Below are 20,959 nucleotides of genomic sequence, written 5' to 3' on the forward strand. Positions count from 1 at the left end.
CCATATTCCTTCGGTGCATCCCGCCAACGCAAGCCATTGCGATTGATGAAAATAATGCCGCTCAAGACGCGTCTATCATCAACCCGAGGCTTCCCGTGTGACTTGGGAAAGAAGGGAGCCAGACGTGCCATCTGCGCGTCAGTCAGCCAGAAGAGATCGCTCATATCACCGCTCCGTTTTCGAAGCCGTGAATCATGCTGGTGCAGCGAAATCAATGCATCCTGACCCTAGGAACGTCCCCGGCCGCAAAACCGATGTCAGCGATGCCGGGTGGCTGCGCCAATTGCAAGCTTATGGCCTGGTACGCGGCAGCTTCCGCCCCGATGCAGTGAGCTCCTCCCCGAAAATCGGACAGTGACGGAAGCTACAATCCGACGTCTTCTGGTCTCCAAGGACGAGCAGATCAGAACATGTCGACGCGCAGGAACCATGACGCGGGCTTCAGGGCTCGCGTGGCGCAGGAAGCGGTGATAGGCGCCCGCAGCGTGTCGATGCTTGCGGCGGAATACGGCGTGCATCCGAGCATGATCCAGCAATGGAAGGCGGCGCTGCTCGAGGGGGCATCGGAGATCTTTGAACGCGGCGGAAAGAAGAAGGCCGAGGTCGACGGGGAGACGCTGCCCCCACTGCACGCCAAGATCGGGTGAATTGGCGGGTGAACGCCATCGACCCGAGAGAACCCGCCAATGCAGTCGCCAACGATTTTTTTTTGTCACGAGGGCTCACACCCTGGACCGGAAAGCGAGGCGCGGGATGATCGAACGCTCTCACCCCACGCTGTCGGTCGGGGCGCAATGCCGCCTGCTGCCGATCTCGCGGTCGTCATTCTACTTACTGCGCAGCGCAGGGCGAGATCGCAGTGAACCTGGCGCTCATGCAACTGATCGGCCGGCAACTGATCGACAGGCAATTCTTGGAAACGCCGTTCTACGGCGTCCAGGAGGTGACCCGGCACCTGCAGAGCGAAGGCCACGCCGTGAACCTGATGCGCATCCGGCGGTTGATGCGGCCGATGCCGATCTACCGGAAGCTCAACACCAGCAAGCCCGCGAAGGGGCGCTGCCCCTGCCTGCTAGCTGGCCTGCGGGTCGATCGGCCAAACCAGTTCCTCCCTTCGGGATCATGCTGCGCATGACCTTTCCGGGCAACGGGTGCGCCGACCTCCCCTGTCTGCCGATGCGACGAGGCGTCCTCTCCCTGGTCGCCATCATGGCTGATTCACCCGGGAGGTGCTGGCCCGGCGCATCCCGAACACGCTGGAGGCGGACTTCTTAAACGAGGCAGTTCACCGCTTTGGCCCGTCAGAGATCATGAACAGCGATCAGGGCGCACAGTTCACATCCTTCGCCTGGAGCAACCGGCTGAAACGGATCGGTGCCAGAATCTCAATGTACGGGACGGGCCGCTGTCTCGACAACATCTTCATCGCGCGTCTCTGGCGGTCTGTGAAGGATGAGTGTGCATACCTGCACGCCTTGGGAGACCGGCGCGCAGGCCAAGGCTGGCGTTGGCCAATGGATCGCTTTCTGCAATCACCAGCGGCCGCCCGCCGTGGTCTACTTTACCAAATCGAAACCGACCGGCAGGGGCAGAGTGTAGCCTACTCTACACCAGATACTGTCCAACAGATGGGGTGGAACTCAGAGTTGCACTGTCGAAGGCATTTTACGCCTCGCTTTCAGTGCCGCCGATTTCAAGGTGCCGGGGGCGAAAGCCTCGACGTTGCCATTTGTGGCAAGCTGGTCCAGTTCGCCTGTGTCACCGGTTGCACCGAGGTCACAGCAGACGCAGTGCTGGTGCCCGCGTCAGGCCTGATGCTGCTGGGTTGCCGCGCTGCGCCGCAGGGCGCGCAAGGCCTGAGGCCTCCTGCGCGATGCAGAAGGACGGGCGGCGCTGAGTAGGCCGCCCTGTTCTTATGGTCGCTCCTGCCTCGAAACGGCGGATCAGTACCCGGCGTCGTCGCCGTTTTGCTGCCACGGCTTCACGAGGTTGCCGAAGCGGGTGAACTGGCTTTCGAAGGACAGCTCGACCGTGCCGATGGGGCCGTGACGCTGCTTGCCGATGATCACCTCGGCCTTGCCGTGCAGGCGTGACATCTTTTCCTGCCATGCCGCCATTTCGTCGAGCCGGTCATCCGACGGCTTTTCGCGTTCGGTGTAATATTCCTCGCGGAACACGAACATCACCACGTCGGCATCCTGTTCGATCGAGCCCGATTCCCGCAGGTCGGACAGCTGCGGGCGCTTGTCTTCGCGGTTTTCGACCTGACGCGACAGCTGCGACAGGGCGATCACCGGGATGTTCAGCTCTTTGGCGATGGCTTTCAGGCCCATCGAAATCTCGCCGATCTCCTGCACCCGGTTGTCGGCGGTGCCGCGCAGCAGCTGCAGATAGTCGACGATCACCACGTCAAGCCCATGCGTCCGCTTCAGCCGCCGCGCCCGCGCCGCGACCTGCGAAATCGGCAGGGCGGGGGTGTCATCAATGAACAGCGGGCAGGCCTCGAGCTCCTTGGCGGCATCGACGAAACGGCGGAATTCGCGCTCGTCCATGTCGCCCTGACGGATCTTGTGCGAGCTGATCTCGGACGCCTCGGCCAAGATCCGGCTCGCCAGCTGCTCGGCGCTCATTTCGAGGCTGAAGAAGCCCACAACGCCGCCGTCGAGCGCGCCTTCGGTGCCATCGGTCTTGATCCCGCGCCGATAGGCCTTGGCGATGTTGAAGGCGATGTTGGTGGCCAGCGAGGTCTTGCCCATCGACGGGCGCCCGGCAAGGATCAACAGGTCGGACGGGTGCAGGCCGCCCAGCTTTTTGTCCATATCGGCAAGGCCGGTAGAAATGCCCGCAAGCCCGCCCTCGCGCTGGTAGGCGGCGTTGGCGACATGCACGGCATCGGTCACCGCGCGCAGGAAGGATTGAAAGCCGCCCTCGGAGCTGCCCTGCTCGGCCATCTTGTAGAGCGCCTGTTCGGCCTCGACGATCTGCTCGCGCGGCTCGGATTTGACATCGACCTTGGCGGCCTTGTCGGCGATGTCGCGCCCGAGCCGGATAAGGTCGCGGCGCACCGCCATATCATAGATCATCTGCGCGTAATCGCGCACCGCAAAGCTAGACACCGCCGCCCCGGCAAGGCGCACCAGATAGGCCGGCCCGCCCAGTTCCTTGAGCCCCTCGTCGCTTTCCATGAACGCCTTGAGCGTCACCGGCGAGGCGAGGTTGTTCTTGGCGATGCGCGCGGCGGCGATCTCAAAGATGCGCGCGTGCACCGGCTCGTAGAAATGCGCCGCGGTCAGAATCGCCGCGACGCGGTCGTAGACGTCGTTGTTGGTCAGGATCGCGCCCAGCAGTTGCTGCTCGGCCTCGATCGAATGCGGCATCGTGTCGGCCTGATCGATCTCGACACCGGTCGCATTGAATACGCTATGATCGTTCATTGCTCTGCCCTGCCTTGTGCCTGTTCCCGATTGTGCCCCGTACGCTCCCCAGCGGTTCGGCTGCTATAAGCCGAAGCGCGGGGCGGAACCAATCTGTATATCTCTGTGGAGAACTGGCGCATAAGCCCGGTATTGCCCGGATCGTGGCGCAGCTCTCGCCGGATATCGTAGCAGATTGCACGATTCCCGCAACATCTGGGGCGGTGTTCAGCGATTCGACGCGGGGGGTTGCCCCGCGCCGCCCGATTAGGATGCGCCGTTTTCCGCCTGCCATTTGCGCGGGTCGGCAAGGAAGGCTTCGACCGCCGCCAGCGTGGCCGCGTCGAAGCCGCCGCGCGCCTTGGCCTCGGCCAGAACGTCATGCCATGTGCACAGGTGGTGCAGCGTGACGCCGTGATCGCCAAGGGTCTTGGTGGTTTCGGGGAAGATGCCGTAGTAAAAGATCACCGCGGTATGAGCGCAGGTGGCACCGGTTTCGCGGATGGCATCGACAAAGGACAGCTTGGAGCCGCCATCGGTGGTCAGATCCTCGACCAGCAGCACGCGCTGGCCTTCGCTCATCACGCCTTCGATGCGGGCGTTGCGGCCATAGCCCTTGGGCTTCTTGCGCACATAGGTCATCGGCAGGGCCATGCGTTCGGCCACCATGGCGGCAAAGGGAATGCCCGCCGTTTCGCCGCCAGCGATGTTGTCGAAGGTTTCGAACCCGGCATTGCGCATCACGGTGACGGTCAGGAAATCCATCAGGGTCGAACGCACTCGGGGGAACGAATTGGGCTTGCGGCAGTCGATATAGACCGGCGAGGGCAGGCCCGAGGCCAGCTTGAACGGCTCTCCGCCCTCCATGAAATGCACGGCGCCGATTTCCCACAGCATCCGTGCGGTCAGGCGGGCCATCTCTTCGGGCGAGGGGTAGGACGAGGGGATCATGGGCACAACTCCAGCGGCAGGTTTCGCCCCCTCTAGCCCATATCCACGCCCAAGCGAAAGAGCGTCGGGTCATGGACCATGGCGTTGATCGGAAAAAACCGGCGCGCGGCGCGCTCAGCCGTACGAATTGGTCTGCGCCCAGACCATGCGGTTCGGCACCGGATCGCTGAGCCGGCGCTGCGGCAGATGGCTCCCGCCACAGGTATAGGCCTCCAGCGCGCCGCTGCGGCGGCTCGCCCAGGTCTGCACCGCGCCGGATTGCGCCTGCGTGTGATGCACCAGCTTGCGCAGCAGGCGCAGGCGCCAGAGCGGGGTGTCATTGGGGGCGTCATACTCGGCCGCGCCGTCGATGCCTGCCGTGTCTGGAGTGTTGCGGCCGCGACCAGATGCGCAGGAAACGGATGCGCGCGCACGCCACTCATGAAAACGCGCCTCACCTGCGGGCAGATGGGCGCGTTTTGCCGGATGTCGGTGAAAGGCCGGGGCGCTCAGAGCACCTGCCAATGCAGCGGGAAGCCCGGATCGAAGACCGTGAGCGGCCCGTCGCCGGTCTCGATCTTTGCCGGATAGCTCACCGGCGCGCCCTTGCGCAGGGTCGTGCGGGCGTCGTTCGGGGCCAGCCCGTAGAAGGCGGGCCCGTTCAAAGAGGTGAACGCCTCAAGCCGGTCCAGCGCGCCGGCGGCCTCGAAGACCTCGGCGAGGATCGACATGGTGTTGGTCGCGGTGAAGCAGCCAGCACAGCCGCAGCCGCTTTCCTTGGCCGGGTCAACATGCGGGGCGCTGTCGGTGCCCAGAAAGAAGGTCGCATCGCCCGAGGTCGCCGCCTCGAGCAGCGCCAACCGATGGCTTTCGCGCTTGGCGACGGGCAGGCAGTAGTAATGCGGCTTGATGCCACCGACGAGGATGTGGTTGCGGTTGATCACAAGGTGATGCGTGGTGATCGTCGCGCCAAGCGTATCGCCGCCCGAGCGCGCGTAATCGACACCGTCCTTGGTGGTGATGTGCTCCATCACCACCTTGAGGCCGGGGGTGGCGCGGCGGATCGGATCGAGCACGCGTTCGATGAACACCGCCTCGCGGTCGAAGATGTCGATCTCGGCATCCACGACCTCGCCATGGACACAGAGCGGAATGCTGGCTTCGGCCATCGCCTCGAGCACCGGGCGCACCTTGTCGAAATCGCGCACCCCGGAGGCCGAATTGGTGGTCGCGCCCGCCGGGTAAAGCTTGACCGCGGTGACGATGCCGTCCTGCTTGGCTTTAACGACATCCGCAGGGTCGGTCGCCTCGGTCAGGTAAAGCGTCATCAGCGGCGTGAAATCCGCGCCATCCGGTACCGCGGCAAGGATGCGCTCGCGGTACGCGACCGCTTCGGCGCCGGTGACCACGGGAGGCACCAGATTGGGCATGATGATCGCACGGCCAAAATGGCGGGCGCTTTCGGGGGCAACGGCGCTAAGCATCTCGCCATCGCGCAGATGCAGGTGCCAGTCGTCTGGACGACGCAGGGTGATCTCGGTCATGAGGGCGCGATATCATGGCCACGCGCGCTGGACCAGACGTGTCGATGGGGTGCTGAGGGCGGAAGGGGGCGCTGCCCCCCGCGCGTTGCGCTCCCCCCGGGATATTTTGGGCCAGAAGAAACAGGGGCGCGGGGCTCTGATTTCTTCTGGCTGCAAATATCCCCGCCGGAGGCCGGCCGGACATCGCGGTCTGGCGCGGCGCGGGTCAGTTCTCGCTGCGGGTTGCGGTCAGGGTCACGCGCAGCTGCACCTCGTATCCAAGTTGCAACGGGTCACTCATGCCGTCGCCAATGGCAAAGTCGCGGCGGTCGAGCGTGGCGCGGCCGGTCATGGTTGCATTGTCGCCCTCGACGGTCAGATCGAAGGGCAGGGTCAGCGGTATCGAAGCGCCTTTGAGCGCGAGCATTCCCTTTGCCTCACGGCCATCACCCGTGCGGATGAGGTCGGCTTGGAATGTGGCCGTGGGATGTTCGGTTGCGGCAAAGAAGTCGGGCCCGAGCGCCTGTTGCGTGACCGAGCCTAAGGCAAGCGAGGGGATAGCGATCTGCACCGTCACGTGGCCTTCGGGGCCGGGCGTGGCCGCTTCGGTCCAGGCGATGGCGGCGGTCCAGTCGGCAAAGCTGCCGGTGATTTCAGTGCCCATCTGCATCACGCTGATCGAGAGCGTCCCATCCTGCACCTGCCAGTCTGAAACGGCGGCTTCGAGCTTTGGCGTCTCGGCAGTGGGGGCGGTGCCGTACAGGCCCGCCGCGGCGCCGCCGCTCAGCAGGGCGATCCATGCTGCGCTGGCAAGAAGGGCGGGCGTTGCGTGGCCTTTGTGGGGGTGGGGTGTGCCTGCGGACGTACCTTTGGCCATACGGGCAAGGGTGGCGTCGCGGTCGATCAGCGCGTGTTTCAGCGCTCCAGCGATGTGCAGCGCAAGCGCGGCGACGAGCAGCCATTGTGCGAGGAAATGCACCTCGGCAAAGCTTTTCGCCAGCGTGGGGGAATTGGGCACCAGCGGCAGGTCTTGCCCCAGGGGCCACCAGATCGGCGCAAAGCCATCGGTTGCCGCATGTTCGATCCAGCCGGACAGCGGCACCAGCACCAGCGCACTGTAGAGGGCCCAATGCACGGCTTCGGCCAGCAGGGTTTCGGTGCGTCGCTCCGGGTGCAGAGGCACCGGGCGCGGTTGGCTCAGGGCAAAGCCGATGCGCGCCAGCGCAACGAAGAAGATGGCGACACCCAGCGTCTTGTGGGCCGAGAACAGCGTGGTCTTGATGGTGATCGCCGCTGCATCCTGCATCGGCCACAGGTGTGCGGCCCATCCTAGCGGGATCATGAGCGCGATCCCAAGGGCGATCAGCCAGTGAAACAGGCGGGCAATGCCGCCATAGGCGGTGGCGGTGTTGGAAAGGGGCATGTCTGGCTCCTGCGGGCGCGGCATCTGGGTGACAGGATAGGTGCCCGTTTGGCGACGCATGGGCAATTGCGGCCCGGCGCACAGCGGACGTGCGCATCGCGCGAGCGTTGCGAAACCATGGCAACCCCGTTAATGGAGGCGTCCAACACGGGGCGCAGCGCGCCCGCACCGCAGATGCAGACGGAGGACCCCATGTCGCGAGCGTTCATCTTTCCCGGCCAAGGCGCCCAGACCATCGGCATGGGCCGCGCGCTGGCCGAGGCCTATCCGGCGGCCAAGGCGATCTTTGACGAGGTCGATGCGGCACTTGACCAGAGCCTGTCCTCGCTGATCTGGGAGGGCGATGCCGAAACTCTGACGCTGACCGAAAACGCCCAGCCCGCGCTGATGGCGACCTCGCTGGCGGCGCTGCGTGCGCTGGAGGCCGAGGGCGTGCAGGTCGACTCTGCCGCCTTTGTCGCCGGGCATTCGCTGGGCGAGTATTCGGCGCTGACCGCTGCCGGCGCGCTGCGCGTTGCCGATGCGGCGCGTCTGCTGCGCATTCGTGGCCGCGCCATGCAAAGCGCGGTGCCGGTCGGAATGGGCGCGATGGCGGCGCTGCTCGGGCTTGATCTTGCCACCGCGCGCGAGGTGGCCGCCGAAGCCGCCGCCGATGGCGGTGTCTGCGCCGCGGCCAATGACAATGATCCGGGGCAGGTGGTGATTTCCGGCAGCAAGCACGCTGTCGAGCGCGCGGTCGAGATCGCCAAGGCCAAGGGGGCCAAGCGGGCCGTGATGCTGCCGGTCAGCGCCCCGTTCCATTGCGCCCTGATGGCGCCCGCAGCCGAGGTCATGGCCGAGGCGCTGGCCGCTGTGCAGATCAAGGCGCCCTCGGTGCCGCTGGTTGCCAACGTGCGCGCGGCGGCGCTCACTGATCCGGACGAAATCCGGGCGCTGCTGGTCGAGCAGGTCACCGGATCGGTGCGCTGGCGCGAGTCGGTCCAGTACATGCTTGGGCAGGGCGTCACCGAATTCTGGGAAATTGGCGCGGGCAAGGCGCTGTCGGGCATGGTGCGGCGCATCGAGCGCTCTGCTGCCGTGCAGAACATCGGCACGCCCGAAGAGGTGGCCAAGGTCATCGCGGCGGACACCGCGGCTGAGTGAGACACTATAAAGAGGACGGGCAATGTTCGATCTGACAGGAAAATGCGCGCTGATCACCGGCGCATCGGGCGGCATCGGCGGCGCAATCGCCAAGGCGCTGCACGGGGCCGGGGCCACGGTGGCGCTGTCTGGCACCCGCGAGGCGCCGCTTCAGGCGCTGGCGGACGAGCTGGGCGAGCGGGGCTTTGTGCTGCCGTGCAATCTTTCCGACCCCGAGGCGGTCGCGGCGCTGCCCAAACAGGCGGCCGAGGCGATGGGCGCGGTTGATATTCTCGTGAACAATGCCGGGATCACCCGCGACAACCTGTTCATGCGGATGTCGGATGACGAATGGCAGTCGGTCATCGATGTGAACCTGACCGCGACCTTCAAGCTCTGCAAGGGTGTGCTGCGCGGCATGATGAAGGCGCGCTGGGGCCGGATCGTCAATATCTCGTCGGTCGTCGGGGCCACCGGGAATCCGGGGCAGGGCAACTATGCCGCCTCTAAGGCGGGCATGGTGGGCATGTCGAAATCGCTGGCCTACGAGGTTGCCTCGCGCGGAATCACGGTGAATGCCGTTGCGCCCGGATTCATCGAAACCGCGATGACGGACAAGCTGTCCGATGACCAGAAAGCTGGCATTCTGGGGCAGATTCCGGCGGGCCGCATGGGCTCTGCCGATGAGATCGCGGCAGCGGTTCTGTACCTTTCCAGCCCTGAATCCGCTTATGTCACGGGCAGCACGCTGCACGTAAACGGCGGCATGGCAATGCTGTGAGAACGGCCTTCTTCACGCTGCCGGAAAGCATTTGCCATCTGACACGCGTGTGATATAGGCCCGCATGGATTAGGGCCTCGGGGGTGCGAAGACTCGCGCCCCCGAGGTTTGACCCGGACCGACCGGGAAGAGCCGCCCGGGCAACGGGCGACATGAGCCGCCACCCCGGTGGGGCGAGGGCAGAGATGGGCGAGAGCCCGGAAAATTGTGAGGACGGAAAATGAGCGATATTCCTGATCGCGTTCGCAAGATCGTTGTCGAGCACCTTGGTGTGGAAGAAGACAAGGTGACCGAGAGCGCCTCGTTCATCGACGATCTGGGCGCGGACAGCCTTGACACGGTCGAGCTGGTCATGGCCTTCGAGGAAGAGTTCGGGATCGAGATCCCCGACGACGCCGCCGAAACCATCCAGACCTTCGGTGACGCGGTCAAGTTCATCAAGGAAGCCTCGTAAGAGCCTTTCGGACCGACCGGATTTCCAAGGCGGCGCCCCAGCGGGGCGCCGCCTTTTTTGCGTTGTACCCGGCCGGGACCGGCGCTCGTTCCTGCGGAACATCGCCCCGCCCGCCGTCCCGCAGCACATCGGGCGGGGCTTTGATCAGAACAGTTCGATGTCGGCGAGCAGGGCGTCGGTCGAGGTGATGCCCTCGAGCACGATCGAGCCGTCATACAGTCCGATGGTCAGACTGTCGCCGTCTGTCGAGGTCATTGCCTCAAGCGAGGCCTCATCCAGTGTGCCGCCTGTCCAGCTCGATGCCCTGATTCGCAGCAGGTCGGTGCCGAGCTCGAAATCCGTGATGACGTCTACGGCTTCCAGCCTGTCGAAGAAGAAAACGTCGGCCCCAGCGCCGCCGGTCAGGGTGTCTCTGCCGTAGCCGCCCTGCAGCGTATCATCGCCCGTGCCGCCGAGCAGGGTGTCGTATTGATCGCCGCCCTGAAGCAGATCATCGCCGTCACCGCCTTCGAGGGTGTCGTTCCAGTCGCCGCCAAACAGGTGGTTGTCGAAGGCGTTGCCGATCAGGTGGTCATCAAATCCCGAGCCGATCACGATCTCGACAGAGGTGTAGCTGTCACCGCTTGCGCCACCCGCGTTTATCGATGGATCTTGCAGGCTGGCCCGCACGCCAAGATGCATGGCGCCTGTCGAGACCGCCACCCCGGCGTAGGATACGGCATCGGCGCCGTCGCCGCCGAAGAAGCTGTCGGCGCCCGTGCCGCCGATCAGCACGTCGTTGCCATCGCCGCCGTATAGCATGTCATCGCCGTTGCCGCCGCGCAGCAGATCGGCACCCTCGTTGCCGCGCAGGGTGTCGTTCTGTCGCCCGCCGAAGATCAGATCGTCGCCGATGCCGCCGCGCAGAAGGTCTGCGCCGAATTCGCCGTAAAGGACATCGGCATCGCGGTTGCCCGCAAGCTGGTCGTTGCCATCGCCGCCGCTGATCGTATCGCTGCCCGCGCCGCCATAGGCCGTATCGTCGCCCTCGTTCGCCGCGATCAGGTCGGCGCCGCCGCCGCCAAGCAGGGAATCGTCGCCGCCCCAGCCGCGGATGTCATCGTTGCCGTCGCCGCCATAGGCCGTGTCATTGCCCTGATTGCCGGAGAGTAGATCGTCGCCGCGCCCCCCAAGGACGGTGTCGTCGCCGATGCCCCCACGCACGGTATCGTTGCCGTCATTGCCGCGCAGCAGATCGTTGTCGCGATGCCCGTCGATCAGATCGTCGCCAGGCCCGCCCGAGGCGGTGTCGCCGCCCGCGCCCGCCTCGATGGTGTCGCTGCCAGTGCCACCCCAGATGCGATCGTTGTCTTGCCCGGCGATCAGCAGATCGTCGCCATCACGACCGAGCAGGGTGTCGTTGCCCTCGCGGGCATCAATGGTGTCGTTGCCGCCCAGACCATCCAGCAGGTTCGGCCGTGCCGTGCCGGTCAGAAAATCATCGGCATCGCTCGCCGAAACGATCGCGGTGAGCAGAACATCAACCAGATCGCTGGCATTGGCGGCGGTCAGCGCTTCGCCGCCCGTGGCGTTGGCGATGCGCGCGAAATCATCAAGTGCCGCACGGCTACCGCCAAGAGTAATGGTGCTGATCTGTACACGAAGGGGCGTATTCGATTCCCCGGTCAGCGCCGGAACATCGGAGGCCAATGCATAGACCGCATCCTCCAGCGATTCGTCTTTGGCGCTGGCGTCACCGAAGATAAAGATGCGCGACGCGGTTGCGTCGGGCCGCCAGTCGCCAGCGCTTCCATCAAGCGCAAGTTGAAGTCCCTTGAAGGTCAGTTCGGGAAAATCGCCGCCGCCGTTGGCGCGCAGGGAGTTGATGGCGGCGATGGCCGCAAGCTTGCGGTCTTCGGGATCTGCGTCGTCGGTGAACTCCAGAACCACATCGGTGCCGGGATCGTTGAAGCCCACGATGGCGATGCGACTGTCGTAGAGCCCGTTCTCAGGAGCGAAGATGGCATCGAGCAGATCGAGCGCACTCGACTTCACCGCGGCGATGTCATCGTACATGCTGCCAGTGGTGTCGACCACGATGGCAATGTCCTGCCCGCTGCGAAGCCCGACCTGCATGTCGGCGAATTCGGCATATTCGACCGAGGTCAGCAGATCGGTGCCGTCGCGATTCGCGACGCTGTCGGTGATGCGAACCGCGCCGGTGTTAAGGAATTCTACGGTATAGTCGGCGAAATTGCCGCGGTAGACCGAGATGTCCTCTTGCGGGCGTCCGTCGATGGTGTCGTCGCCGCCAAGCCCGGTGAGGCGGTCGGTGCCGTCGATGCCATTCAGGGTTTCAGAGGCGTCGGTGCCGATAAAATCGGGCATTGGATTTCCTTTTTAAAGTCGTGTCGCCATTGCGAAGAAATTGTTTTTTGCATCGACAGACCGGCCTGCACGTCATGCGCTAGACCGGTCATTGGCGCGGGCTTTGGGCTTGTGCGGCAGTCCCCGGTCTGCACAATCCGTGGTTGCAGGTTTGCGGAAAACCGCCATCGGTTCAATCTTCTTTGGGAGAAATACTGGCGAAGGCGGGCCTCAGTCGCTGCGCAGCGCTGCCGCGACGAAATCGCCAAAGGCCCGGACCACTGGCGTGGGCCGGGGCGAGGCGCAGGTCACGGTCATGCCGATACGTGGCAGCGGCGGCAGGCCGTCGCTCAGCACGCACAGATCGGCTGGCACTGCCGCGCCGGTGACCACGCTGATCGCAAGGCCGGACCGGGCAATGGCCAGCAGGCCGGCGAGCCCGTTGCTGGCATGGGTGACGCGATAGGCCCGGCCCGCCGCATCAAGCACCGCGCGCGCCATGCGGTGATCCACCGTTTCGGGACCGGCCAGCGCCAGCGGCAGCGGCTGTGCCTCCAGCAGCGCCGGCGCGCCAATCCAGACCAGCGGCTCGTGGCGCAGGATGTCCACGCCTGCGGCTGCACCCGGCACCGATATCAGCGCAAGGTCGATGCGGCGGCGCGCCAGCATCGGGCGCAGCTCGACCGTGGGGGCGCAGACGATCTCGATCTCGACATCGGGGTGGTCCTGGCCGTAGCGGCGCAGCAGCGCGGGGAAAAAGGCGGTCAGGTAATCCTCGGGGCAGCCGAAGGACAGCGCCCCGCGCAGCCCGCGCGGGCGCATCAGCGCCAGCGTCTCGTCATGGGCGGCAAGGATGCGCTCGGCCCCGCCAATCAGCCGCTCGCCCGCCACGGTCAGCGTTACCCCCGACCCGGTGCGATGCAGCAAAGGCGCACCGGCAATGTCTTCGAGCTTTTTCATCTGAAGGCTCAGCGCCGATTGCGTGCGCCCAACGCGGTCTGCTGCCGCCCGGATCGACCCGGCCCGCGCCACGGCGACGAAACTTTTCAACAGCGCGATATCCAGCGTTGCCATATCAGAAATCCTCAAGTCCGGGCTTTGAAGTATGAATTATCCTTATTGCGCAGCAAGGCATAGACTTCGCTCAAACGCCAGCAGGAGGCAGACATGACCAAAGCCGACAGAACCATTACCGAAGACACGCTAGCCCATGTGATGCGCTATGGACCGGTGTTCGAGAGCAAGGTGATTGCCTCTGCCGAGGGCGCCTTCGTGGTGGCCGAAGACGGCACGCGCATCCTCGATTTCACCTCGGGCCAGATGAGCGCGGTGCTGGGCCATTCCCACCCTGATATTGTCGCCTGTGTGCGCGATCAGGTGGGGCGGCTGGATCATCTGTTTTCGGGGATGCTGTCACGCCCGGTGATCGACCTGTGCACGCGACTGGGCAGCATGGTTCCGGGGCTGGAAAAGGTGATGCTGCTGTCGACGGGCGGTGAATCCAACGAGGCCGCGATCCGGCTGGCCAAGGTGGTGACCGGCAAACACGAGATCGTCGCCTTTTCGCGCAGCTGGCATGGCATGACCGGGGCCGCCGCCGGGGCGACCTACAGCGCCGCGCGACAAGGCGCCGGGCCGGCGAGCGTTGGCAATTTTGCCATTCCCGCGCCGCATGCCTATCACCCGCGCTTTACCCATGCGGATGGCACGCTCGACTGGCAGAGCGAACTTGACGACGCCTTCGCTATGGTCGACGCGCAATCGACCGGCAGCCTTGCGGCCTTTATCGCCGAGCCGATCCTGTCGTCCGGTGGCATCATCGAGCTTCCGCTGGGCTATCTCGCCGCGCTCAAGCGCAAATGCGAGGAGCGCGGCATGTTGCTGATCCTTGATGAGGCGCAGACCGGCATGGCGCGCACCGGCGATATGTTCGCCTTTCAACGCGATGGCGTGGTGCCCGATATCCTGACGCTGTCGAAAACGCTGGGGGCGGGGCTGCCGCTGGCCGCCGTGCTGACCAGCACCGCGCTGGAGCAGGCGGCGCATGACAAGGGCTATATCTTCCTCACCACCCATGTGAACGATCCGCTGCCCGCCGCCGTGGGCTGCACGGTGCTCGATGTGATCGAACGCGACGGGCTGGCGGCGCGCGCCACGGTTGCGGGCGCCCGGCTTCGCGACGGGCTGTTGTCGCTGCAGCAGCGATTCGACTGCATCGGCGATGTGCGCGGGCGCGGGCTTTTGCTGGGGCTCGAAATTGTGACCGACCGGGCCAGCCGGGTGCCCGATCTGGACATGGGCGATCGTATCGCCGCCGAGGCGATGGCGCGCGGGCTTAGCATGAACATCGTCAAACTTCCCGCCATGGGCGCGGTGTTCCGTATCGCGCCGCCCCTGACCGCGACCGACGCCGAGATCGATCTTGGGCTGGAAATCATGGCCGAGGCAATTTCCGCAGCCGGGGGCTAGGATCGCTCGAAGGGCGGCGCTAGGGTCCGGCGCAACAAAAGGAGCGCCGCCATGAGTTTCGATATTCCCCTGCCGTCCGGTCACTACATCGGGGGGCGCCACGTTTCAGGCAGCGAGGCGATCGAGGTGACCTCGCCGTCGACCGGGGCGGCGCTTGGGGCGATCCCGCTGGCCGATGCCTCGGTGGTCGATGAGGCCGTCAGCGCGGCGCGCACGGCGCTGACATCCTCGGGCTGGGCAGGGCTTGCGCCGCGGGCGCGGGTGCGCGCCATGCACGCCTGGGCCGACCTGATCGAAGCCGAGGCCGAGACCATCGCCCGGATGGAGGCGGTCTGTTCGTCGCGCCCACAAGCCGAAGCGCGCGTCGGCGATGTGATGACCAGCGCCGAGCAGATCCGCTTTTTTGCCGAATTTGCCGACAAGGAGGCAGGCACGCTGGTGCCAACCTCGGACGCCGCCTTCGGGTTTATCGACGATGCGCCCTATGGGGTGATCGGGGCGATCACGCCTTGGAACTTCCCGCTGAACATGGCGGCGTGGAAGCTGGGCGCGGCGCTGGCAGCGGGCAATGCGGTGGTGATCAAACCATCGGAAATGACGCCTTGGACAACGTCGTATGTGGCAGAACTGTCGGTGCAGGCGGGTCTGCCCGAAGGGCTGATCAACGTGGTGATGGGCGACGGGCCGGTGACCGGCGCGGCGATCACCGGGCATCCGGGCATCGACAAGGTCAGCTTTACCGGCTCGACCCGCGCCGGGGCAGCAATCATGGAAAATATCGCGAAAACAGGCATCAAGCCGATGACGCTCGAGCTTGGTGGCAAGAGCCCGCAGGTGGTTTTCGCCGATTGCGATCTCGATCACACCGCCGATTGCCTTGTGCGCGGCATCCTGCCCAACGCCGGGCAGTTCTGCGTCGCCGGCTCGCGCATTCTTGTCGAGGACAGCATCGCCGATGCGCTGGCGGCAAAGCTGCTGGAACGCTTCGCGGCGGTGGTGCCCACCGATACGCTGGCCGACACGGCGGGGTTCTCGCCGATCATCTCGGGCAAGCAGCTGCGCCGCATCGACGGCATCGTGCAGGCGGCTGTGACGCAGGGGGCCGAACTGCTCTGCGGTGGCAGCGCGTTCGACCGCGAGGGATCTTTCTATCGCCCGACGCTGATTTCCGAGGTCACCGAAACCAATCCCGCCGTCACCGAGGAAATCTTTGGGCCGGTTGCCACATTCCAAAGATTTTCCAGCGAAGACGAGGCGTTGCAGCTTGCTTCTCATCCAACTTACGGGCTGTGCGCGGGGCTGTTTACCCGTGATCTCAGTCGGGCGCTGCGGATCACCCGCAAGCTGGAGGCGGGCACCGTCTGGGTTAACCGCTACGGGCGCACCCGCGATCACATCCTGCCGACGGGCGGCTGGAAAGCCTCGGGGCTTGGCAAGGATCTGGGGCGCGAGGCCTATCACGGCAACCGCCGCACCAAATCGGTGCTGATCGACCTGTGAGCGCCGAACGCACGCTTGTCACCGCGCTTCTGAGCCATGCCGCGCAGGACGGCATGGGCGAAGCCGTGCCATGGCCCGAGATCGAGGCCGCCATCGGCGCGCTTGCCCATGACCCGATGGCGCCGCGGGCGCTGCGGCAGGCGCTGCGTGCGCTCAACGACACTGAAACGGCGGAGACCTTGCATGACTGGCTGCTGAGCGAGGTCGCCACCCGCGAGGCCGCCGCCCGCGCCGCCGCCCGACCGGCGGAAAAGATCGTCGCGCCGATCCAGTCGATCAGTCTTGGCGCCTGCGTCACGGGGGCGGCGCTGGCGCTGGCGGGAACGGTGGGCGTGGTGCCGGCCGGGATCATGTGCACTGCGGCGCTGTGCTCGGGGGTGGCGGCAAGCTTGTCGCGGATGCGCCTGTCGCGCGCCGAAGACAGCGCCCGCGCCGATGCCGACGCGATCCGCCGCCTTGCGGCGATTTGTGCCGCAGAGAAGGGAACTCATGCTCCCGAGCGGCGTTGATCTGGTAATCCGGTGTGCGGGATGCTATATATAGCTCAACAAGGAGGACCTGAATGACCTCATTCGAAATCGCCCTGAGCGTCGGATCGGTGGCTGCGGCCGCACTGTCCATCGGTTACATGGCCCATCTGCTGCGCGCAAGCGTCCAGCCGGTGCGCGTGTCCAAGGACCGGCTTGATCGGTTTGTGCAGAACGCACCCTATCACCGTCTCGACAAACGCCTTACAGGGCGCGGCCTGCCGAAGTAACGGCATCCGCTGTGCAAACGAAATGGCCCGCCAGTCAGGCGGGCCTTTGTTGTGTCTGAAGGCTGTGTCGCGTTCAAAGACGGGGCCTCAGTGGGCGATCATCACATGGCGCGGCACGCTGTAATCTTCCAGCGCGTACATCGACATGTCCTTGCCATAGCCCGATTGTTTCAGCCCGCCATGCGGCATCTCGTTGACCAGCATGAAATGCGTGTTCACCCATGTGCAGCCGTATTGCAGCGCCGCCGCCGTTTCCAGCGCCCGCCCGATGTTGCCGGTCCAGACCGAAGAGGCCAGCCCGTACTGGCTGTCATTGGCCCATATCACCGCCTGTTCGGGCGCATCAAAGCGTGTGATCGAAACCACCGGACCGAACACTTCGCGCTGCACGATCTCGTCGGTTTGCAGCGCGCCCGCGATGACCGTGGGCTGGTAGTAAAAGCCGCTTCCGGCCCCGGCGCTGCCGCCTGCGGTGACCTCGATATGGCTCAGATCGGTGGCGCGCTGCACGAAGCTGGCAACGCGGCCCTGCTGGCGCTGCGAGATCAGCGGCGGGATCTCGTTTTTCGAATCGTCCGCATCGTCGAACACGATGCTTGAGACCGCCGAAGACAGATCCGCCACCAGCTTTTCATAAATCCCCGAGGCGGCATAGATCCGGCAGGCGGCGGTGCAATCCTGCCCGGCGTTGTAATAGCCAAAGGTGCGAATGCCCTCGACCACGCGGGCCAGATCGGCGTCGTCGAACACGATGACCGGGGCCTTGCCGCCCAGTTCCAGATGGGTGCGCTTGACGGTTTTCGATGCCGCCTGCAGCACCTTCTTGCCGGTCGCCACATCGCCGGTGATCGACACCATGTCGATATCGGGGTGGTTGATCAGCGTGTTGCCGACGCTGCCACCCTGTCCGGTGATGACATTGACCACGCCGGTGGGTAGGATGCCCGCCAGCACTTCGGCCATCAGCAGCGCGGTGAGCGGGGTTTGCTCCGACGGCTTCATCACCACGGTGTTGCCGCCCGCCAGCGCCGGGGCCAGTTTCCAAGCCATCATCATCAGCGGGTAGTTCCACGGCGCGATCGACGCCACCACACCGATGGGATCGCGCCGGATCATCGAGGTATGGCCGGGCATGTATTCCCCCGCCACCGGCCCGGTCATGTTGCGCACCGCCCCGGCGAAGAAGCGGAAGACATCGGCAACGGCGGGCAGCTCGTCGCCAAGCGCGGCGTGGTAGGGCTTGCCGGTGTTGAGCGCCTCCAGCTTCGCAAGCTGTTCGGCTCTGGCATCCACCGCATCGGCGATGGCCAGCAGCTTGGCGGATCGCTCGGCGGGCGAGGTCCGCGCCCAGCCCGGAAACGCGGCGCGCGCGGCGGCGACGGCGCGCATCACCTGCGATTCATCGGCCTCGGGCACCTGCACGAGCAATTCGCCGGTGCGCGGGTTGAGCACCTGTTCCGGTGCGCCAAGCCCGTCTTCCTGCGCGCCTGCGATCAGCATTTTGGTCAGCATTGTTCTGGCTCCCTGTTTATTTTCCGTGACCCGCAACCGTATCGGTGCCGCGGGTCAGCAGCCACGCGCCAAGGATCGGCGGCAGCGTCACGACAAAAACCACCATCGCGACCACGTTGGTGACGGGGCGTTCGCGCGGGCGGACAAGTTCTTCGAGCATCCAGATCGGCAATGTCTGCTGCTGGCCTGCGGTAAAGGTGGTCACGATCACCTCGTCAAAGCTGAGCGCAAAGGCCAGCATGCCGCCCACCACCAGCGCCGTGGCGATGTTGGGCAGGATGACGAAGCGCAGCGTCTGGAACAGGTCGGCACCAAGATCCATCGACGCCTCGGTCAGGCTGCCATGCATCCGGCGAAACCGCGCCACAGCGTTGTTATACACGATGACCACGCAGAAGGTGGCGTGGCCCAGAACGATGGTCCATGTGCTGAAGGGGATGTCGGCAAGGCTGAAGGCGGATCGCAGCGCGATGCCGGTGACCACGCCGGGCAGGGCGATGGGCAGGATCACCAGCAGCGAGATCGTCTCGCGCCCGAAGAACCGCGTGCGCGCCACCGCCGCCGCGCACAGGCTTCCCAGCAGCATGGCGAGCAGCGTGCTGATGGCGGCGACCTTCAGCGACAGCCCCAGCGCCGCCCAGACATCGGCGCGCCCCCATGTCACCGCGAACCATTTCAGCGTCAGGCCGGGGGGCGGCCAGGCAAAGCTCTTTTCCTCACTGGTAAAGGCATAGACAAAGATCAGCAGGATCGGCAGGTGCAGGAAGGCCAGCCCCAGCCCGGCGGCCAATTTCAACGAGCGGGGGGCGGATTCAGAGCGCATCGAAGGCTCCCATGCGTTTGGCCAATGTCAGGTAGATCCCCATGATGACGATGGGCACCACCGCAAAGGCCGCCGCCAGCGGGATGTTCCCCGCAACCCCCTGAAACTGGTAGACGGCCTGACCGATGAACAGCCGCGAATTGCCGATGATCTGCGGGATGATGTAATCGCCCAGCGTCAGCGAAAAAGTGAATATAGACCCGGCCACCACCCCCGGCAGCGCCAGCGGCAGCAGCACATGGGCAAAGGTCTGCGCCGGATGCGCGCCCAGATCGCCCGATGCGTCAAGCATCGAGGTCGGCACCCGCTCCAGCGCCGCCTGTATCGGCAGCACCATGTAGGGCAGCCAGACATAGACAAAGACAAGGAAGGTGCCGGTCGGGCTGACCGACAGCGAATTGCCGCCCACCACCGGCAGGGCAAGAAACCCGTCGAGCAGCCAGCCAAGATGCAGCCCCGAAAAGATCCACGTCAGGATGCCTTCCTTGGCAAGGATCAGCTTCCACGCATAGACCTTGACCAGATAGCTTGACCAAAGCGGCATCATGATGCCGAGATAGAACAGCGCCCGCCACGGGCCTTTTGCATAGCGCGCGGCGTAAAGCGCGATGGGAAAGGCGATGATCGCCGCCGCCAGCGTGACGCAAGCGGCCATCACCGCGGTGCGGATCATGATGTCGATATTGGCGGGGCGCAGCAGCTCGGCATAGGTGGCCAGCGTCAGCTCGCGCGTGACCATACCGCTGAAATGATCGATGGAGAAAAAGCTCTGCAGCAGCAGCGCCACCAGCGAGCCGACATAGATGATGCCAAGCCACAGCAGCGGCGGGACCAGCAGCAGCGCCAACAGCAGGCGCGGGTGGCGCCACAGCCTGTCGGAGAGCGCGCTCATGCGCTTCTCATCACGTGCAATGCGCCCGGCGCCCAGCCAAGCGCGACGGTCTCGCCCTGAGCGGGCAGCGGGTGATGCTGCGGCACCAGCGCGGTGAGGCGCGTGCCCCCGGTTTCAAGCGTGACGCGGGTCGATTGCCCAAGAAAGCTGATCCCGGTGACGTTGCCCTGCAGCGGGCCCGCGCCAAGCTGAAGATGTTCGGGGCGCAGCGCGGCGGGGTGGGCCTCGCCGGTGAAGGGTTGTGCCATTTCGACTGGCAGCACGTTGCTGGAGCCGACAAAATCCGCAATAAACGGGGTTTGCGGGCGGAAATACACGTCTTCGGGGGTGCCAAGCTGCATGATGCGCCCGTCGTTGAACACCGCGACGCGATCGGCCATCGACAGCGCCTCGCCCTGATCATGGGTGACAAAGACAAAGGTGATGCCCAGTTCGCGTTGCAGGCTTTTCAGCTCCTCCTGCATCTGCTCGCGCAGCTTTAGATCCAGCGCGCCCAGCGGCTCGTCCAGCAGCAGCACCCGTGGTTTCATCACCAGCGCCCTCGCCAGCGCGACCCGCTGGCGCTGCCCGCCAGACAGCTCGGACGGCTTGCGCGCGCCGTAACCGCCAAGGCGCACCATTTCCAGCGCCGCCTCGACCTGCGCGTGGCGGGCGCGCCGCGACAGCCCTTTGATCATCAGCCCATAGGCGACATTGTCCAGCACGTTCAGATGCGGAAACAGCGCGTAATCCTGAAACACCGTGTTGACCGCGCGCTTGTAGGGCGGCAGCGCCCCGACGTCTTCGCCGAAGATGCGGATGCTGCCCGAGGTTGGGCGTTCAAACCCGGCGATCAGGCGCAAGGAGGTGGTCTTGCCCGATCCCGAAGGCCCGAGCATGGCAAAAAATTCACCTTCGGGGATGGCAAGGTCCACCCGGTCCACGGCCCGCACCGCGCCGTAATGGCGCGAGACCGATGCAAACGACACCGCTGACATGGCTGTTTCCTGTGCAAGGCCCCCGCGCGTGGCACGG

At 65.2% G+C, this 20,959-nt stretch carries 21 protein-coding genes; 9 read left to right on the top strand and 12 right to left on the bottom strand.

The features are described 5' to 3' along the window. Positions 1–164 (bottom strand): transposase (locus KO516_RS04375; RefSeq protein WP_216002638.1); only part of this gene is annotated, 164 nt, incomplete at its 3' end. Positions 165–410: 246 nt separating this feature from the next. Here KO516_RS04375 and KO516_RS04380 point away from each other — a divergent pair. Beyond that, a complete protein-coding gene (locus KO516_RS04380) occupies positions 411–647 on the top strand; it encodes a transposase (RefSeq protein WP_216002594.1) in 237 nt (78 codons plus the stop codon). Positions 648–859: 212 nt separating this feature from the next. Next, on the top strand, positions 860–1,135 hold the full coding sequence (locus KO516_RS04385) for an IS3 family transposase (protein ID WP_216002595.1): 276 nt from the start codon (positions 860–862) through the stop codon (positions 1,133–1,135). Positions 1,136–1,943: 808 nt separating this feature from the next. Here the strand turns inward: KO516_RS04385 and KO516_RS04395 are convergent. The 5 genes from KO516_RS04395 to KO516_RS04415 form a co-directional block, all read right to left on the bottom strand. Beyond that, on the bottom strand, positions 1,944–3,434 hold the full coding sequence (locus KO516_RS04395; protein ID WP_216002597.1) for a replicative DNA helicase: 1,491 nt from the start codon (positions 3,432–3,434) through the stop codon (positions 1,944–1,946). 246 nt (positions 3,435–3,680) lie between these two features. Beyond that, positions 3,681–4,364, bottom strand: a complete 684-nt coding sequence (locus tag KO516_RS04400; protein WP_216002598.1) for an orotate phosphoribosyltransferase — start codon at positions 4,362–4,364, stop codon at positions 3,681–3,683. A gap of 114 nt (positions 4,365–4,478) precedes the next feature. Continuing rightward, positions 4,479–4,868, bottom strand: coding sequence for a hypothetical protein (locus tag KO516_RS04405; protein ID WP_216002599.1), 390 nt, complete (start codon positions 4,866–4,868; stop codon positions 4,479–4,481). After that, entirely contained in the window at positions 4,853–5,887 is a 1,035-nt protein-coding gene (gene pyrC, locus KO516_RS04410) for a dihydroorotase (protein ID WP_216002600.1), read from the bottom strand. The genes KO516_RS04405 and pyrC overlap by 16 nt, the downstream gene beginning before the upstream one ends. Positions 5,888–6,092: 205 nt before the next feature. Beyond that, positions 6,093–7,289, bottom strand: coding sequence for a cytochrome b/b6 domain-containing protein (locus KO516_RS04415; RefSeq protein ID WP_216002601.1), 1,197 nt, complete (start codon positions 7,287–7,289; stop codon positions 6,093–6,095). Positions 7,290–7,481: 192 nt separating this feature from the next. On the opposite strand from KO516_RS04415, the gene fabD reads away from it, so the two are divergent. From fabD to KO516_RS04430, 3 genes are all read left to right on the top strand, one after another. Continuing rightward, the gene (gene fabD / locus KO516_RS04420; RefSeq protein ID WP_216002602.1) at positions 7,482–8,432 is read left to right on the top strand and encodes an ACP S-malonyltransferase; all 951 of its coding nucleotides are present in this window, start codon (positions 7,482–7,484) and stop codon (positions 8,430–8,432) included. A gap of 22 nt (positions 8,433–8,454) precedes the next feature. Continuing rightward, positions 8,455–9,192, top strand: coding sequence for a 3-oxoacyl-ACP reductase FabG (gene fabG / locus KO516_RS04425; RefSeq protein ID WP_216002603.1), 738 nt, complete (start codon positions 8,455–8,457; stop codon positions 9,190–9,192). Between the two features lie 220 nt (positions 9,193–9,412). Next, positions 9,413–9,646, top strand: a complete 234-nt coding sequence (locus KO516_RS04430) for an acyl carrier protein (protein WP_007800270.1) — start codon at positions 9,413–9,415, stop codon at positions 9,644–9,646. A 144-nt stretch (positions 9,647–9,790) separates the two neighbouring features. On the opposite strand, the gene KO516_RS04435 is transcribed toward KO516_RS04430, so the two are convergent. Together KO516_RS04435 and KO516_RS04440 are read right to left on the bottom strand one after the other, a co-directional pair. Beyond that, positions 9,791–12,013 (bottom strand): VWA domain-containing protein, encoded by a 2,223-nt coding sequence (locus KO516_RS04435; protein ID WP_216002604.1) that lies wholly within the window; start codon positions 12,011–12,013, stop codon positions 9,791–9,793. 210 nt (positions 12,014–12,223) lie between these two features. Then, positions 12,224–13,066, bottom strand: coding sequence for a LysR family transcriptional regulator (locus tag KO516_RS04440; RefSeq protein ID WP_216002605.1), 843 nt, complete (start codon positions 13,064–13,066; stop codon positions 12,224–12,226). Positions 13,067–13,159: 93 nt separating this feature from the next. Here KO516_RS04440 and KO516_RS04445 point away from each other — a divergent pair, with 93 nt between their 5' ends. From KO516_RS04445 to KO516_RS04460, 4 genes are read left to right on the top strand one after another with little or no spacing between them, the layout of a single operon-like run. Then, the gene (locus KO516_RS04445; RefSeq protein WP_252737394.1) at positions 13,160–14,461 is read left to right on the top strand and encodes an aspartate aminotransferase family protein; all 1,302 of its coding nucleotides are present in this window, start codon (positions 13,160–13,162) and stop codon (positions 14,459–14,461) included. Between the two features lie 51 nt (positions 14,462–14,512). Continuing rightward, positions 14,513–15,961, top strand: coding sequence for an aldehyde dehydrogenase (locus KO516_RS04450; protein WP_216002606.1), 1,449 nt, complete (start codon positions 14,513–14,515; stop codon positions 15,959–15,961). Further along, positions 15,958–16,470 (top strand): hypothetical protein, encoded by a 513-nt coding sequence (locus KO516_RS04455; RefSeq protein WP_216002607.1) that lies wholly within the window; start codon positions 15,958–15,960, stop codon positions 16,468–16,470. The genes KO516_RS04450 and KO516_RS04455 overlap by 4 nt, the downstream gene beginning before the upstream one ends. A gap of 53 nt (positions 16,471–16,523) precedes the next feature. Continuing rightward, complete coding sequence (locus KO516_RS04460; protein ID WP_216002608.1) at positions 16,524–16,718, top strand: hypothetical protein; 195 nt, start codon at positions 16,524–16,526, stop codon at positions 16,716–16,718. Between the two features lie 87 nt (positions 16,719–16,805). Here KO516_RS04460 and KO516_RS04465 read toward each other — a convergent pair whose 3' ends face one another. Genes KO516_RS04465 through KO516_RS04480 form a run of 4 tightly spaced genes read right to left on the bottom strand, consistent with a single transcriptional unit; the run spans position 16,806 to position 20,922 of the window. Beyond that, the gene (locus KO516_RS04465; protein WP_216002609.1) at positions 16,806–18,230 is read right to left on the bottom strand and encodes a gamma-aminobutyraldehyde dehydrogenase; all 1,425 of its coding nucleotides are present in this window, start codon (positions 18,228–18,230) and stop codon (positions 16,806–16,808) included. 16 nt (positions 18,231–18,246) lie between these two features. Continuing rightward, positions 18,247–19,053 (bottom strand): ABC transporter permease, encoded by an 807-nt coding sequence (locus KO516_RS04470; RefSeq protein ID WP_216002610.1) that lies wholly within the window; start codon positions 19,051–19,053, stop codon positions 18,247–18,249. After that, complete coding sequence (locus tag KO516_RS04475; protein ID WP_216002611.1) at positions 19,043–19,945, bottom strand: ABC transporter permease; 903 nt, start codon at positions 19,943–19,945, stop codon at positions 19,043–19,045. The genes KO516_RS04470 and KO516_RS04475 overlap by 11 nt, the downstream gene beginning before the upstream one ends. Beyond that, a complete protein-coding gene (locus tag KO516_RS04480; RefSeq protein WP_216002612.1) occupies positions 19,942–20,922 on the bottom strand; it encodes an ABC transporter ATP-binding protein in 981 nt (326 codons plus the stop codon). Before KO516_RS04480 ends, KO516_RS04475 begins: the two co-directional genes overlap by 4 nt. Between the last annotated feature and the right edge of the window lie 37 nt (positions 20,923–20,959).

Origin of the sequence: Citreicella sp. C3M06 (genome assembly GCF_018860705.1) — a bacterium.
In the GTDB taxonomy this organism is placed as follows: domain Bacteria; phylum Pseudomonadota; class Alphaproteobacteria; order Rhodobacterales; family Rhodobacteraceae; genus Salipiger.